The organism is Caulobacter sp. GW821-FHT10F06 (genome assembly GCF_058809215.1).
The window spans coordinates 72,800-86,781 of the sequence record NZ_JBXASK010000001.1; the positions used below are offsets into that span (position 1 = coordinate 72,800).

Annotated in this window: 12 protein-coding genes; 7 read left to right on the forward strand and 5 right to left on the reverse strand. The window is 69.2% G+C overall.

The genetic code is table 11. From position 1 onward, the window contains the following. Nucleotides 1-65: 65 nt before the first annotated feature. A complete protein-coding gene (locus tag AC1RUS_RS00300) occupies nucleotides 66-641 on the forward strand; it encodes a sigma-70 family RNA polymerase sigma factor (protein WP_492911875.1) in 576 nt (191 codons plus the stop codon). A 3-nt stretch (nucleotides 642-644) separates the two neighbouring features. Here the strand turns inward: AC1RUS_RS00300 and AC1RUS_RS00305 are convergent, their stop codons facing one another. The 4 genes from AC1RUS_RS00305 to ilvD form a co-directional block, all read right to left on the reverse strand. Further along, nucleotides 645-1,736, reverse strand: coding sequence for a winged helix-turn-helix domain-containing protein (locus tag AC1RUS_RS00305; RefSeq protein WP_492911877.1), 1,092 nt, complete (start codon nucleotides 1,734-1,736; stop codon nucleotides 645-647). A 101-nt stretch (nucleotides 1,737-1,837) separates the two neighbouring features. Then, nucleotides 1,838-2,371, reverse strand: coding sequence for an SRPBCC family protein (locus tag AC1RUS_RS00310; protein ID WP_492911879.1), 534 nt, complete (start codon nucleotides 2,369-2,371; stop codon nucleotides 1,838-1,840). Further along, on the reverse strand, nucleotides 2,368-2,733 hold the full coding sequence (locus AC1RUS_RS00315) for an ArsR/SmtB family transcription factor (protein WP_492911881.1): 366 nt from the start codon (nucleotides 2,731-2,733) through the stop codon (nucleotides 2,368-2,370). The genes AC1RUS_RS00310 and AC1RUS_RS00315 overlap by 4 nt, the downstream gene beginning before the upstream one ends. A 188-nt stretch (nucleotides 2,734-2,921) precedes the next feature. Further along, nucleotides 2,922-4,775 (reverse strand): dihydroxy-acid dehydratase, encoded by a 1,854-nt coding sequence (ilvD, locus tag AC1RUS_RS00320; protein ID WP_492911883.1) that lies wholly within the window; start codon nucleotides 4,773-4,775, stop codon nucleotides 2,922-2,924. A 95-nt stretch (nucleotides 4,776-4,870) separates the two neighbouring features. Here ilvD and AC1RUS_RS00325 point away from each other — a divergent pair, with 95 nt between their 5' ends. Continuing rightward, nucleotides 4,871-5,803 carry a LysR family transcriptional regulator gene (locus AC1RUS_RS00325; RefSeq protein WP_492911885.1) on the forward strand — a complete coding sequence of 311 codons (933 nt, stop codon included), beginning with the start codon at nucleotides 4,871-4,873 and terminating at the stop codon, nucleotides 5,801-5,803. On the opposite strand, the gene aptA is transcribed toward AC1RUS_RS00325, so the two are convergent. Continuing rightward, a complete protein-coding gene (gene aptA / locus AC1RUS_RS00330; protein WP_492911887.1) occupies nucleotides 5,800-7,119 on the reverse strand; it encodes an omega-aminotransferase AptA in 1,320 nt (439 codons plus the stop codon). The two genes, AC1RUS_RS00325 and aptA, sit on opposite strands and share 4 nt — an antisense overlap. An 83-nt stretch (nucleotides 7,120-7,202) precedes the next feature. On the opposite strand from aptA, the gene AC1RUS_RS00335 reads away from it, so the two are divergent. The 5 genes from AC1RUS_RS00335 to AC1RUS_RS00355 all read left to right on the forward strand — a co-directional run bounded on the left by AC1RUS_RS00335 (nucleotide 7,203) and on the right by AC1RUS_RS00355 (nucleotide 13,960). Further along, nucleotides 7,203-7,883: a GntR family transcriptional regulator gene (locus tag AC1RUS_RS00335; RefSeq protein WP_492911889.1), complete on the forward strand. Its 681-nt coding sequence runs from the start codon at nucleotides 7,203-7,205 to the stop codon at nucleotides 7,881-7,883. 64 nt (nucleotides 7,884-7,947) lie between these two features. Beyond that, a complete protein-coding gene (locus AC1RUS_RS00340; protein WP_492911891.1) occupies nucleotides 7,948-9,438 on the forward strand; it encodes an aldehyde dehydrogenase in 1,491 nt (496 codons plus the stop codon). A 5-nt stretch (nucleotides 9,439-9,443) separates the two neighbouring features. After that, nucleotides 9,444-10,880, forward strand: a complete 1,437-nt coding sequence (locus AC1RUS_RS00345) for an NAD-dependent succinate-semialdehyde dehydrogenase (RefSeq protein ID WP_492911893.1) — start codon at nucleotides 9,444-9,446, stop codon at nucleotides 10,878-10,880. Nucleotides 10,881-11,061: 181 nt separating this feature from the next. After that, nucleotides 11,062-12,423, forward strand: coding sequence for an aspartate aminotransferase family protein (locus tag AC1RUS_RS00350; protein WP_492911895.1), 1,362 nt, complete (start codon nucleotides 11,062-11,064; stop codon nucleotides 12,421-12,423). 157 nt (nucleotides 12,424-12,580) lie between these two features. Beyond that, entirely contained in the window at nucleotides 12,581-13,960 is a 1,380-nt protein-coding gene (locus AC1RUS_RS00355) for a glutamine synthetase family protein (RefSeq protein ID WP_492911897.1), read from the forward strand. Nucleotides 13,961-13,982 lie beyond the last annotated feature (22 nt).

The following is a 13,982-nucleotide window of genomic DNA, read 5'->3' on the forward strand; positions in this document are numbered from 1 at the left end:
CCAGCTTCGTTAGGTCCCTGTCAGGGCGCGAAGGTTCGGTCCTGGCTGTTTGATTGGAGCGACCCATGACCGCTTGCGCCGCCCCCGATTTCCAGCGCGACCTGATCGCGCTTATCCCGCAGATGCGGGCCTTCGCGCGCAGCCTCTGCAACGACGCCACCGCCGCCGACGACCTGGCCCAGGAAGCCCTGGCCAAGGCCTGGAAGAGCCGCGAGAGCTACGCCCTCGGCACCAATCTGCGCGCCTGGGCCTTCATGATCCTGCGCAACCAGTTCTATTCGGAAAAGCGCCGGTCGTGGCGTTCGACGCCGCTCGACCAGGAGCAGGCCGAACGCACCCTGGTGGCGGTCAACAACGCCGAGGACGTCCTGGCCATCGACGACGTTCGCCAGGCCATGGCCATGCTGCCCGACACCCAGCGCGAGGCGCTGGTCATGGTCGGCGCCGGCGGGTTCTCGTACGAGGAAGTCGCCGAGATCACCGGCGTGGCCATCGGCACGATCAAGAGCCGGGTCAGCCGCGCACGGGTCGACCTGCAGAAGATTCTCGAAACCGGCCGCTATCCCCGCGACGGCCAGCCGGCCGACTGCGCCATGGCGTCCCTACTGGCCCAGGCCGGCATCCGCGAGATCGCCGCCTAGCCTTCAGTTCAGCGGGGCGGCGTGGCCGTCCCGCGCGAGGCTTCGCGCCGCCAGCGCCATGGCCGCCGCCACGCAGGCGCCGAACAGCGCGCCTTCTGCCGCGCCGGTCACCGCCTGGCTGAGCGGGCCGAAACCCGCCTCGCCGAACAGCCCTCCCACCTCGTCCAGTCGCAGACGCGAGCCTGGGAAACTGCGGGCCAGCAGGTCCAGGCTGCCGCCCATCAGCCGACCGCCCAGCAGGATAATGGCCAGGGCCCCCACGCCGCCTGTCAGGCCGCCGGCGATCAGGCCGCGGCTCCATCCGATCCGGTCTGGGTCACGCGCCGCCAGCCAGACGCCCAGGCCGACGGCCGCGCCCAGCGCCAAGCCCTCGAACGCGCCGGTGATATCGCCGGGCGATCGGCCGAACAGCAGGTCGAAGGCGTCCAGGCCCAATAGCTTGACTCCGGCTCCCACCACCAGTCCGCCCCCGCCGCCGCCCAGCAGGGCCCGCAGCCACGCCCGTCCCGGCGCCAGGCTGGCGGACGCGACGCCGAACCCGACCCCCGCGCCGCCCAGCAAACCGACCAGCACGGTCAGGCACAGCAGCACCAGCAGCACCGACGCCGCGCCCATGTCCGGATGCAGCGGGTGGGAAGTGAGGAGGCCGTAGAGCACGCCGCCCACGGCGCCCGCGAAGCCGCCGCCCGCCGTCCCGGCTCCGCCCAGCACGAAGATCCTGCGCCAGACGCCGGTCGGCGTCGCCGCCGTGGGCGCTGGAGCGGTGGGCTCGTGCTCCACCCAGTCGACCGGTGCGATGAAGCGATAGCCGTGCTTGGGCACGGTCTGGATGAAGCGCGGGCTGCCGGCCTCGTCGCCGAGCTGCCGACGCAGGGTGCGGATGCACTGGGTCAGGGCCTCGTCCGTCACCGGCGCGCCGCGCCAGACCTCGTCCAGAAAGCGGTCCTTGGAGACCAACTGGCCATGCTCGCGCAGCAACAGGGCCAGGGCGTCCAGATAACGGGCGTTCAGGGCCACGGGGGCGTCATCGCGCCGAAGCTGGCGGTCTTGCAGGTCCAGGGAAAAGCGTTCGAAGCGGAAGCTGCCGCGGGCCACGATCGGGTCAGACCTTTGAATTTTCGCCACTCGGCCGCAGCCCGAGCCGCCGCAGACTCACCTACGCCGAAAGGCAAGGCAAGGTCGACGCGCTCGAAGGCCTACTCCGGCAAGCGCTTTTCGTAGTCGGCCTTCAGGGCCTGCCAGCCTTCCCAGAAGGTGGTGGCGGGCTGTTTGCCGGCCAGCTTGGCGGCCAGGACGTCCAGGTGCATGTGCCAGCCGGCGCTGACATTGAGCGTGCTGGAGCGGTCAGGCAGGCGGCGGTGGATGACCGTCAGCAGCACCTCCTCGCCCTGAGGCTCCAGCTCGAACGACACCTCGCCTTGGTTCCAGGCGATGGCCAGCTTGCGGTTGGGCTCGAGGGCCAGGATGCGGCTTTCCAGGCGATGCTCGGTGGGAAAGCCCTCGGGCCGCTGGCCTGGCGGGTCGGTCAGCTCGTCGTTGCGCCAGACGAACTCGAACGGCGAGTCGACGGCCATCTGCATCGCCCCCGAGGCCAGCCATTGGCGGCGCAGCTCGCTCTGGGTCAGATAGGCCCAAACCCGGTCGACGGGGCCCGGCAGCAGGCGCTGGATCTTCAGCGTGGCGGGCTCGATCAGGACGCCGTGGGCGTCCAGGGTCACGGCGTCGGTCATTGTTCGTCTCCGGAGGGAAGGGGGGCGTTGGCGGCGGCGTCCAGGCGCAGCAGGCCTTCGAGCACGTCGAGGCGACTGGTCCAGAAGCGTTCGTAGAAGCTCAGCCATTCCTGGGCGCTGGCCAGGGGCGCGGGCTCCAGGCGGCACAGGTGGGTGCGGCCGCGCACCTCGCGGCGGATCAGGCCGGCGCTTTCCAGGGCCTTGATGTGCTTGGAAGCGGCCGCCAGCGATATCGAGAACGGCTCGGCCAGCTGGCCCACCGTCCGCTCGCCGCCGGCCAGCTCGCGCAACATCCGCCGCCGCGTGGCGTCGCCGAGCGCGTGGAAGACGGTGTCGAGCTGGGGCGCGGATAATTCAACCATGTGGTTGAATATGTAGGTGCGAGATTAGAGAGTCAACCGATTGGTTGAATGTGGCGCGTTGCGTCCTTCGAGGCCCGCTGCGCGGGCGCCTCAGGATGAGGAGATCAAAGGCAAAGAGTCCTCATCCTGAGGTGCTCGCCCCCAGGCGAGCCTCGAAGGACGCAAGGGTTCTCCAGGTTCGTGCAGTCCTACGACCGCTCCACCTGGCTGACGTCGCGCACGGCGCCGCGCGCCGCGTTGGTGGTCATGGCCGCGTAGGCGCGCAGGGCGGGGGAGACCTCGCGCTTGCGGTCCAGGGGCTTCCAGGCGTCCTTGCCCCGGGCCAGCATGGCCGCGCGGCGCTCGGCGATCACCGCGTCTGGCAGGTCCAGGGTGATGCCGCGGTTGGGGATGTCGATGACGATCGGGTCGCCGGTCTCGACCAGGGCGATCAGGCCGCCTTCGCCGGCTTCGGGCGAGACGTGGCCGATCGACAGGCCCGAGGTGCCGCCCGAGAAGCGGCCGTCGGTGATCAGGGCGCAGGCCGCGCCCAGGCCCTTCGATTTCAGATAGGTGGTCGGGTACAGCATCTCCTGCATGCCCGGACCGCCCTTGGGGCCTTCGTAGCGGATGACGACGACGTCGCCGGCCACGACCTTGCCGCCCAGGATGCCGCTGACCGCCGCGTCCTGGCTCTCGAAGACCTTGGCCTTGCCGCTGAACTTCAGGATCGACTCGTCGACCCCGGCGGTCTTCACGATGCAGCCTTCCGGGGCCAGGTTGCCGAACAGCACGGCCAGGCCGCCGTCCTTGGAGAACGGGGTCTCGACCGAGCGGATCACGCCCTTCTCGCGGTCCAGGTCCAGTTCTTCCCAGCGCGCGGCCTGGCTGAAGGCGATCTGGGTCGGCTTCCCGCCCGGCGCGGCGCTGAACAGGTCGCGGGCCGTCTGGCTGTTGGTGCGGCCGATGTCCCAGCGGCCCAGGGCTTCGGCCATGGTCGTGGCGTGGACGGTGGGCTGGGCGGCGTCGATCAGGCCGCCGCGCTCCAGCTCGCCCAGGATCGACATCACGCCGCCGGCGCGGTGGACGTCCTCCATGTGAACGTCGGCCTTGGCCGGGGCCACCTTGCACAGGCAGGGCACCTGGCGCGACAGCCGGTCGATGTCGGCCATCGAGAACTCGACCCCGCCTTCGTGGGCGGCGGCCAGCAGGTGCAGCACGGTGTTGGTCGATCCGCCCATGGCGATGTCCAGGCTCATGGCGTTCTCGAACGCCGCCCGGGTGGCGATGCCGCGCGGCAGGGCCGTAGCGTCGTCCTGCTCGTACCAGCGCTGGCAGAGGTCGACGATCAGGCGGCCGGCTTCCTTGAACAGGGCCTCGCGGTCGGCGTGGGTGGCCAGCACCGAGCCGTTGCCGGGCAGCGACAAGCCCAAGGCTTCGGTCAGGCAGTTCATCGAGTTGGCGGTGAACATGCCCGAGCACGAGCCGCAGGTCGGGCAGGCGGCCTTCTCGATCGCGGTGACTTCCTCGTCGGTATATTTGTCGTCGGCGGCCACGACCATCGCGTCGACCAGGTCCAGCGAGCGGATCTGGCCCTTGATCGTCACCTTGCCGGCCTCCATCGGCCCGCCCGAGACGAAGACCACGGGAATGTTCAGCCGCATGGCGGCCATCAGCATGCCGGGGGTGATCTTGTCGCAGTTGGAGATGCAGACCATCGCGTCGGCGCAGTGGGCGTTGACCATGTATTCGACGCTGTCGGCGATCAGGTCGCGGCTGGGCAGCGAATACAGCATGCCGCCGTGGCCCATGGCGATGCCGTCGTCGACCGCGATGGTGTTGAATTCCTTGGCCACGCCGCCGGCCGCCTCGATCTCGCGCGCGACCAGCTGGCCCAGGTCCTTCAGGTGCACGTGCCCCGGGACGAACTGGGTGAAGCTGTTGGCCACCGCGATGATCGGCTTGCCAAAGTCCTCGTCCTTCATGCCGGTGGCGCGCCACAGGCCGCGGGCGCCAGCCATGTTGCGGCCGTGGGTGGAGGTTCTCGAGCGATAGGGAGGCATGGGAAAATCTCGTGTTGACCGTGGGGTTATTACAGCGGCCGACAACGCTCTCAAAATATATTAGAAAACCTCGATTAAGTCGCTTGGAATATCAGATGGACGTTCGCCAGCTCCGCCACTTCGCCGCGGTCGCCGACACCCTGCATTTCGGCCGCGCCGCCGAGCGCCTGAGCATGACCCAGCCGCCACTGAGCCAGTCGATCATGGCGCTGGAAAAGACGCTGGGCGCACCGCTGTTCATCCGCACCAAACGCAGCGTCCGGCTGACCCCCTTCGGCGAGCAGTGGCTGCCCCAGGTGCGCGCGGCCCTGGCGGCGGTCGACGCCCTGCCGGACGGCGCCCACCGCCTGCGCGACGGGGTCAGCGGCCACCTGTCGCTGTCGTTCGTCAGCACCGCCGACTACAGCGTCCTGCCCGATCTGGTCCGCCGCTACGCCGACGCCTTTCCGGACGTGGAGATCCGCCTGGTCGAGGCCACCAGCGACGTGCAGATCCCCGCCCTGCTGGCCGGCGAGCGCCATGCCGGCATCATCATTCCGCCGCACGACAGGGCCCTTCCCCAGCCCCTGGACTATCGGCGGCTGGTGTCCGAGCCCCTGGTGGTCGCCGCGCCGGCGGCCTGGATCGAGGATGGCCGTTTGCCGGTCGAGGGCGGCGTCCTGGCGTCGGAGGCCCTGGTCGACGCGCCGTTGATCCTCTTTCCCCGCACCGTCGCCCCGGCGTTCCACGACCTGGTCACCGGCTATTTCGCCGCCCGGGGCCGACCCGCGCGGGTGGTGCAGGAGGCCATCCAGATGCAGACCATCATCAGCCTGGTCTCGGCCGGTCTGGGCGTGGCCCTGGTGCCGGCCTCGCTGCGCAACCTGGCGCGGGCGGGCGTGGCCTATGTCGACATCAAGGCCCCGCCGACCCTGGAGACCGGCCTGGCCTGGCGCCGCGACGACGACACCCCGACCCTGCGCGAAATGCTGCAGCTTTTGGGGCCGTCCGACCCGTCGCCGGCGCCGGCCCTGGAGACGGCGCCTTAGTCGACCTTGTTCAGCACGGTCCGCAGCGTCTCGACCACTTGGTCGATGTGGGCCTTCTCGATGATCAGCGGCGGCGACAGGGCGATGATGTCGGCCGTGACGCGGATCAGCAGGCCGGCGTCGAAGGCGGCTTCGAAGACTTCCATGGCCCGCGCCGTGGGCGCGCCGGGGCGGGCCTCCAGTTCGATGCCGGCGACCAAGCCCAGGTCGCGGATGTCGATGACGTGGCGGGCGTCACGCAGGCCGTGGATCGCCTCGCGCCAATAGTCCTCCATCGCCGCGCCGCGCCCGAAGAGGTCGTCTTCCTTGTAGGTCTCCAGCGTCGCGATGCCGGCCGCGCAGGCCAGCGGGTGGGCCGAATAGGTGTAGCCGTGGAAGAGCTCGATGGGGGCGTCGGCGCCCTCCATCATGGCGTCGTAGATCCTGCCGCTGGCGGCGACGGCGCCGCAGGGCACGGCGGCGTTGGTCAAGCCCTTGGCCATGCAGATCAGGTCGGGGGTGACGCCGAAGCGGTCGGCGGCGAACGGCGCGCCCAGACGGCCGAAACCGGTGATCACCTCGTCGAAGATCAGCAGGATGTCGTGCTTGTCGCAGATGGCCCGCAGGCGCTGCAGATAGCCCTTGGGCGGGATCAGGACGCCGGTCGAACCCGCCACCGGCTCGACAATGACGGCGGCGATGTTGGAGGCGTCGTGCAGGGCGACGATCTTCTCCAGCTCGTCGGCGAGGTGGGCGCCGTGCTCGGGCTCGCCCTTCGAGAACAGGTTGCCGGCCACGCCGTGGGTGTGGGGCAGGTGGTCGACACCGGTCAGCAGGCTGCCAAAATACATCCGGTTCTTGGGGATGCCGCCCACCGAGATGCCGCCGAAGCCGACGCCGTGATAGCCGCGCTCGCGGCCGATCAGCCGGGTCTTGGTCCCCTTGCCCCGGGCGCGGTGATAGGCCAGCGCAATCTTCAGGGCGGTGTCGACCGACTCCGAGCCGCTGTTGGTGAAGAAGATCCGGTCCAGGCCGGCGGGGGTGATCTGGGCCAGCTGGCTGGCGAAGGCGAAGGCCAGCGGGTGGCCCATGTTGAAGCAGGGGGCGTAGTCCATCTCGGCGGCCTGCTTCTGGATCGCCTCGCGGATTTTCGGCCGATCGTGGCCGGCGTTGACGCACCACAGGCCCGAGGTGGCGTCGAGGATCTCGCGGCCCTCGGGAGTGCGGTAGTGCATGTCCTTGGCCGACGCCAGCATGCGCGGATGGGCCTTGAACCGCCGGTTGGGCGTGAACGGCATCCAGAAGGCGTCGAGATTATTGGCGCCGAAATCGGGCATGAGCTGGATCCTTCGCGAGCCCTTGCATTGTGATCGCAATTGGGTGCGATCATGCAACCCCCAATGCACGAGGAGAGGGGAGGATGGCCGAAACCAAGTCACGTCGCCCGCTCGCCGACTCCACCGCAGTGCACGACCAGGTCTATGAAGCCATCCGCCAGCGGCTGATCACTGGCCGCATCGCGCCGGGCGTCGGGGTCAGCCTGCGCAGCCTCGCCGGCGAACTCAATGTCAGCCCCATGCCGGTGCGCGACGCTGTGCGAAGGCTGGTGGCCGAGCGGGCCCTGGCGATCAATCCAGCCAACAAGCGCCTGTCCGTGCCGTCCCTGACCGCCGCCCGCCTGGAGCAATTGTCCCAGGCGCGTCTTTGGATCGAGCCGGAGCTGGCCGCCCGCGCCGCGCCGCTGGCCGACGAAGCTCTGATCAAGACGCTGCAGGCCATCGACGCGCGACTGGACGCGTCGCTCGCGGCCGGCGACGTCGACGGCTACATGACCGCCAACCACGCCTTCCACTTCGCGATCTACGAGCGCTCGGGCGCCGACGTGCTGCTGTCGATGGCCGGCGGATTGTGGCTGCAGATCGGCCCGTTCATGCGGGTGGTGTTCGGCCGCGTCGGCACGGGCAGCCTGCCGGCTGACCGCCACGCCGAGGCCATCTCCGCCCTGAAAGCTAGAGACGTCGACGGCGCCCGTCGCGCCATCGCCGCTGACCTTTCCGAAGGCATGGACAAGATGCGCGCGGCCGTGGAGGCGGGAGCGTGAGCGCCCGGATTGACAGTGACGCTCGGTCCGCGAACTGTGATCACAGTTTCAGGAAAGCTTACCCGTGACCCTTCCCGCCGCCATCACCGACGCCATCTCTCGCCTGGCCCTGCCGGGCGTGGCCGTGATCGACGGGGCATTGGTCGAGGCCGCCTCGGGCGCGACCTTCCACAACGTCTCGCCGCGCGACGGACAGGTGCTGAACCTGGTGGCCTCGTGCGAGGCGACCGATGTCGAGCGGGCGGTGGCCTCGGCTCGCGCCGCCTTCGAGGACGGCCGCTGGCGCGACCTGGGTCCGCGCCAGAAGAAGGCGATCCTGTTCCGCTTGGCCGAGCTGATGGAGCGCGACGCCGAAGAGCTGGCGCTGCTGGAAAGCCTGGATGTCGGCAAGCCGATCCGCGACGCGCGGGCGGTCGATATCCCGCTCGCGATCAACACCTGCCGCTGGTACGCCGAGGCCTTGGACAAGGTCTATGGCGAGGTCGGAACCTCGCCGGTCGATCGGCTGAGCTACGCCGTCCATGAGCCGCTGGGCGTGATCGGAGCGATCGTGCCGTGGAATTTCCCGCTTCACATGGCGATGTGGAAGGTCGCCCCCGCCCTGGCCATGGGCAATTCCGTGGTCCTCAAGCCCGCCGAGCAGTCGCCGATGACCGCTCTGAAGCTGGGCGAACTGGCCCTCGAAGCGGGGCTTCCTGCCGGGGTGCTGAACGTGGTCCCGGGCCTCGGCTCGACTGCGGGCGAGGCGCTGGCCCTGTCGATGGACGTCGACATGATCGCGTTTACGGGTTCGGGCCCCGTTGGTCGCAAGCTGATGGAATATTCGGCCCGCTCAAACCTCAAGCGCGTGTCGCTGGAGCTGGGCGGCAAGTCGCCCCAGATCGTCTTCGCCGACTGTCCCGACCTCGATGCGGCCGCCCAGGCCGCCGCCTGGGGCGTGTTCTATAACCAGGGCGAGGTCTGCACGGCGGCCTCGCGGCTGCTGGTCGAGGCCTCGATCAAGGACGCTTTCCTCGACAAGGTCGCCGCCGTGGCCAAGGGCATGGTCCCGGGCGATCCGCTGGACCCGGAGACCGTGTTCGGGGCCATGGTCAGCGAGCGACAGATGAACACCGCGCTCGACTACATCGCCACCGCCGACAGCCAGGGTGCGCGGCGCGTGCTGGGCGGCCGGCGTGTGCGGCAGGACAGCGGCGGCTTCTATGTCGAGCCGACCATCTTCGACCGCGTCGAGGCCGACCAGACCCTGGCCCGCGAGGAGGTGTTCGGCCCCGTTCTGGGCGTGATGGGCTTCCGGAGCGAGGACGAGGCGCTCCGTCTGGCCAACGACACCGTCTACGGCCTGGCCGCCGGCATCTGGACCAGCGACATCAACCGCGCCCTGCGCGGGGCTCGCCGACTGAAAGCGGGTCTGGTCTGGGTCAATGGCTGGGACGCCTGCGATATCACCATGCCGTTCGGGGGCTTCAAGCAGTCCGGTTTCGGCCGTGACCGCAGCCTTCATGCGTTGCACAAGTACGCCGACCTGAAGTCGGTGTCCGTGACGCTGAGGTGATCCCCATGAAGCTTGTAGAGACCGAAGCCCTCATTGACGGCCTGTGGATAACCTCGCCGACGACCTTCGAGGTGACCAATCCCGCCGACGGCTCGGTCATCGCGCAAGTGGCCGACCTGGGCGCGGCCGAGACCCAGATCGCCATCGAGGCCGCCCACCGCGCCTTCCCGGCCTGGGCGGCCAAGACCGCCAAGGCGCGCGGCGCGATCCTGCGTAAGTGGAGCGACCTGATGCTCGCCCACACCGAGGACCTGGCCCGGCTGATGACCGCCGAACAGGGCAAGCCGCTGGCGGAGTCTAAGGGCGAGGTCGCCTATGGCGCGGCGTTCATCGACTGGTTCGCCGAGGAGGCCAAGCGCGCCTACGGCCATACGATCCCGAGCCCGATGCCGGGCAAGCGCCTGGTCTCGATCAAGCAACCGATCGGCGTGTGCGCGGCGATCGCGCCATGGAATTTCCCGATCGCCATGATCACCCGCAAGGTCGGTCCGGCCCTGGCCGCCGGCTGCACGGTGGTGGTGAAACCCGCCGCCGAGACGCCGCTGTGCGCCCTGGCCATCGCCCGGCTAGCGGTGGAAGCGGGCGTGCCGGCCGGCGTGCTCAACATCGTCACCGGCAAGGACTCCAGCGCCATCGGCAAGGCGCTGTGCGATGACAGCCGGGTGCGGAAGCTGTCGTTCACGGGCTCGACGCCGATCGGCAAGGTGCTCTACGCCCAGTGCGCCGGCACGATGAAGAAGCTCAGCCTAGAGCTGGGCGGCAACGCGCCCTTCATCGTCTTCGACGACGCCGATCTGGAGGCCGCCGTCGACGGCGCGATCGCCAGCAAGTACCGCAACACCGGCCAGACCTGCGTCTGCGCCAACCGGCTGATCGTGCAGGCCGGCATCCACGACGCCTTCGCCGCCCGGCTTACGGAAAAGGTCGCGGCGATGAAGGTCGGGCCTGGCACGGGCGAGGGCGTGACCATCGGTCCGCTGATCAACGACAAGGCGCTGGCCAAGGTCGAGACACTCGTGAGCGAAGCCATGGGCCAGGGCGCCAAGGCGACGGTCGGCGGCGCGCGGCATGACCTCGGCGGGCTGTTCTACCAGCCCACGGTGCTGACTGGCGCGACGGCCGACATGCGCCTCTTCCAGGAAGAGATCTTCGGCCCTGTCGCCCCGATCGTGAAGTTCGAGACCGAGGCCGACGCCATCGCCCTGGCCAACGCCACGCCATTCGGCCTGGCGGCCTATTTCTACAGCCGCGACGTCGGCCGCTGCTGGCGGGTTGCCGAGGCGATCGAGGCGGGGATGGTCGGGATCAACGAAGGCCTGATCTCGACCGAGGTCGCGCCGTTCGGCGGCGTCAAGGAGTCGGGTCTTGGGCGCGAGGGGGCGTCCGAGGGGCTCGATGAGTATCTGGAGACGAAGTACCTGTGCTTTGGCGGGGTGGGATGATTGGTTCGCGCCGCCATTCCCCCATCTCCCGTCATTCCCGCCCTTGTGGCGGGAACCCCTCTGTCCGCCGCAAGGGCAGGGGTGTGGCGGGCTGGCCCGCCGATGCGCCTCACGTGTCAGCTGAACCAGGGGTTCCCGCCACAAGGGCGGGAATGACGGGAGTAGGGGGAGGCGCCACGCGATGATCGCCGAACTCACCAAAACGCTCTCCGACCTGATGCAGGCCGAAGCCGCACGCTTCACCGCCGAGCATCCGCGCAGCGTCGCCATGGCCCAGGCCTCCGCGAAGGTCTGGCGTGGCGGGGTTCCGATGCACTGGATGGGCGATTGGGCGTGTCCGTCGCCGATCTTCGCAGCCCAGGGCGTCGGGGCGCAGATCACCGACGTCGACGGCAAGCTCTACGACGACTTCTGCCTGGGCGACACGCCGTCGATGTTCGGCCACGGCGATCCGGCCGTGGCCTCGGCAGTGGCCGACCAGGTCAAGCGTGGGGCAGGCTTCATGCTGCCGACGGCGTCGTCGGTGATCGTCGGACGGCTGCTGGCCGAGCGCTTCGGCCTGCCGCTGTGGCAGACGGCGACCACGGCCAGCGACGCCAACCGCGCCGCCCTGCGCTGGGCGCGGGCGGTGACCGAGCGTCCCGTGATCCTGGTGTTCGACGGCTGCTATCACGGCATGGTCGAGGACGCCTTCGTGATGCTGAAGGACGGCGAGGCGACGATGAAGCCGGGCCTGCTGGGCCAGGTCCACGACCTCACCGTCACTACCCGCGTCGTGCCGTTCAACGACGTCGCGGCGCTGAAGGCGGCCCTGGCGCCGGGCGATGTCGCCGCCGTGCTGGCCGAGCCGGTGATGACCAATTGCGGGATGATCCTGCCCGAGCCCGGCTTCCTCGACGCGCTGAGCATCCTGACCCGCGCGGCCGGAACCTTGCTGATCCTCGACGAGACCCACACCCTGTCCAGCGGCCCCGGCGGCTATGCCCGGCTGCACGACCTGGCGCCCGACATGCTGGTGATCGGCAAGGCCATCGCCGGCGGCGTGCCCGCCGCGGTCTGGGGCGTCACCGCTGAGCTGTCCGAACGGATGGACGAGGCCCAAGCGCGGATCGGTCCGGGTCAGTCGGGGATCGGCACCACGCTGTCGGGCAACGCCCTGGCCATGGCCGCGATACGCGCCATGCTGTCCGAGGTGATGACCGACGACGCCTATGCCAGGATGCAGGCCGGCGCCGAACGGCTGGTCGCCGGCCTCCAGGGCGTTATCGCGGCGCGTAGGCTGCCGTGGTCGGTGGTCCATGTCGGGGCGCGGGTCGAGCTGGTGTTCGCCGATCCGCCGCCGAAAAACGCAGCCGCGATGCGCAAGGCGCTGGACCCGGACCTCGTGGCCGCGCTTCATCTGTGGCTGATCAACCGGGGCGTGCTGATCGCGCCCTTCCACAACATGATGCTGGCGTCGCCGGTGACCGAGGACGCCGCCATCGACCGCCTGGTCGAGGCGGTGGACGGGTTCGCCGGGGCGCTGGAGGGACTTTCGGGATGATGGTCGTTTTTCAATTTCCCTCCCCCTTGGATGGGGGAGGGGCAGGGGTGGGGGTGACACCGTTGGCAGGCTTGAGCTCGGCCGCGCCACATCCTGACACGCTGTCACCCCCATCCCCGACCCTTCCCCCATCAAGGGGGAAGGGGGAGTGTTGCTCATGACCACGGTCGCCGATCCCCAGGAATGCCGCGACTTCCTCGCCGCCAATCCTCAGGTGCGGTTCGTCGACGTGTTCTTCACCAGCATGACCGGCGTGCCGCGCGGCAAGCGGCTGCGGATCCACGAACTGCAGGCGGTCTATGACTATGGCCGCTTCCTGCCGGGCTCGATTCTGGTGGTCGACACCACCGGAGCCGACTGCGAGGACACGGGCCTGGTCTGGGAAGATGGCGACGCTGACCGCCGCGCGCGGCCGGTGCCGGGCACCCTGACGCTCGCCCCCTGGCTGGGCGACGACATGGCCCAGGTGATGCTGTCGCTCTACGAGCTGGACGGCACGCCCAATGATCTCGACCCTCGCCACGTGCTGCAACGCGTGCTGGACCGCTACGCCGCGGACGGCCTGACGCCGGTCGCCGCGTGCGAGCTGGAATACTACCTGGTTGACCTGGAGCGCACCGCCGACGGCGATCTTCAGCCGCCAAAGTCCCTGCAGACTGGCCGCCGGCCGCATGGCATCGAGGTCTATGGCCTGCCCGAGCTGGAGGCGATCTCGCCGTTCCTGCGCGAGCTGTGGGACACGGCCGACGTGATCGGCGTGCCGCTGGAAGGGGCGATCTCGGAGTTCGCGCCCAGCCAGGTGGAGCTGACCCTCAAGCACAAGCCCGACGCCCTGCGGGCCTGCGATGACGCGCTGCTGTACAAGCGGATGGCCAAGGGCGTGGCCCTTCGCCATGGCTGCGAGGCCACCTTCATGGCCAAGCCTTGGGCCGACCGGGCGGGCAACGGTTTCCACGTCCATGTCAGCTTCAACGACGCGGACGGAAACAACCTGTGCGCCGCCGAGGATCCCGAAGGCTCGCCGATGCTGCGCCACGCGATCGGCGGCATGAAGCAATTGCTGGGCGAGGGCATGGCCATCCTGGCGCCCAACGCCAACAGCTATCGTCGCTTCAAGGCCAACAGCTACGCCCCCGTCGCCGCGACCTGGGGCGTCAACAACCGCACCGTTTCCTTGCGCATCCCGGCCGGACCGGCCCCGACGCGCCATGTCGAGCATCGCGTCGCGGGCGCCGACGGCAATCCGTATCTGGTGCTGGCCGTGCTGCTAGCCAGCGCCCATCACGGCCTGACGAACAAGATCGATCCGGGCCCGGCGGTGGTCGGCGACGGCTATGCGGCGGCCGCCAAGGAGAAGTCGCGCCTGCCGGCCAACTGGTTCGCGGCGGTCGATCTGTTCGACCAGTCCACGGTGCTGCGCGACTATCTGGGCGACCGCTTCGTGGACATGTTCGTGTCGGTCAAGCGCACCGAACAGGCGAGGTTCTTCGAGGTGGTCACCAGCCTCGATTTCGATTGGTACCTGCGCAACGCCTGACGTTGCGTGGTGAAGACTTGAG

Excerpts from the sequence above, each read along its gene's own strand:
- AC1RUS_RS00300 (WP_492911875.1), top strand. The coding sequence starts at position 66 with ATGACCGCTTGCGCCGCCCCCGATTTCCAGCGCGACCTGATCGCGCTT.
- AC1RUS_RS00310 (WP_492911879.1), bottom strand. The coding sequence starts at position 2,371 with ATGACCGACGCCGTGACCCTGGACGCCCACGGCGTCCTGATCGAGCCC.
- AC1RUS_RS00315 (WP_492911881.1), bottom strand. The coding sequence starts at position 2,733 with ATGGTTGAATTATCCGCGCCCCAGCTCGACACCGTCTTCCACGCGCTC.
- ilvD (WP_492911883.1), bottom strand. The coding sequence starts at position 4,775 with ATGCCTCCCTATCGCTCGAGAACCTCCACCCACGGCCGCAACATGGCT.
- AC1RUS_RS00325 (WP_492911885.1), top strand. The coding sequence starts at position 4,871 with ATGGACGTTCGCCAGCTCCGCCACTTCGCCGCGGTCGCCGACACCCTG.
- aptA (WP_492911887.1), bottom strand. The coding sequence starts at position 7,119 with ATGCCCGATTTCGGCGCCAATAATCTCGACGCCTTCTGGATGCCGTTC.
- AC1RUS_RS00335 (WP_492911889.1), top strand. The coding sequence starts at position 7,203 with ATGGCCGAAACCAAGTCACGTCGCCCGCTCGCCGACTCCACCGCAGTG.
- AC1RUS_RS00345 (WP_492911893.1), top strand. The coding sequence starts at position 9,444 with ATGAAGCTTGTAGAGACCGAAGCCCTCATTGACGGCCTGTGGATAACC.
- AC1RUS_RS00350 (WP_492911895.1), top strand. The coding sequence starts at position 11,062 with ATGATCGCCGAACTCACCAAAACGCTCTCCGACCTGATGCAGGCCGAA.
- AC1RUS_RS00355 (WP_492911897.1), top strand. The coding sequence starts at position 12,581 with ATGACCACGGTCGCCGATCCCCAGGAATGCCGCGACTTCCTCGCCGCC.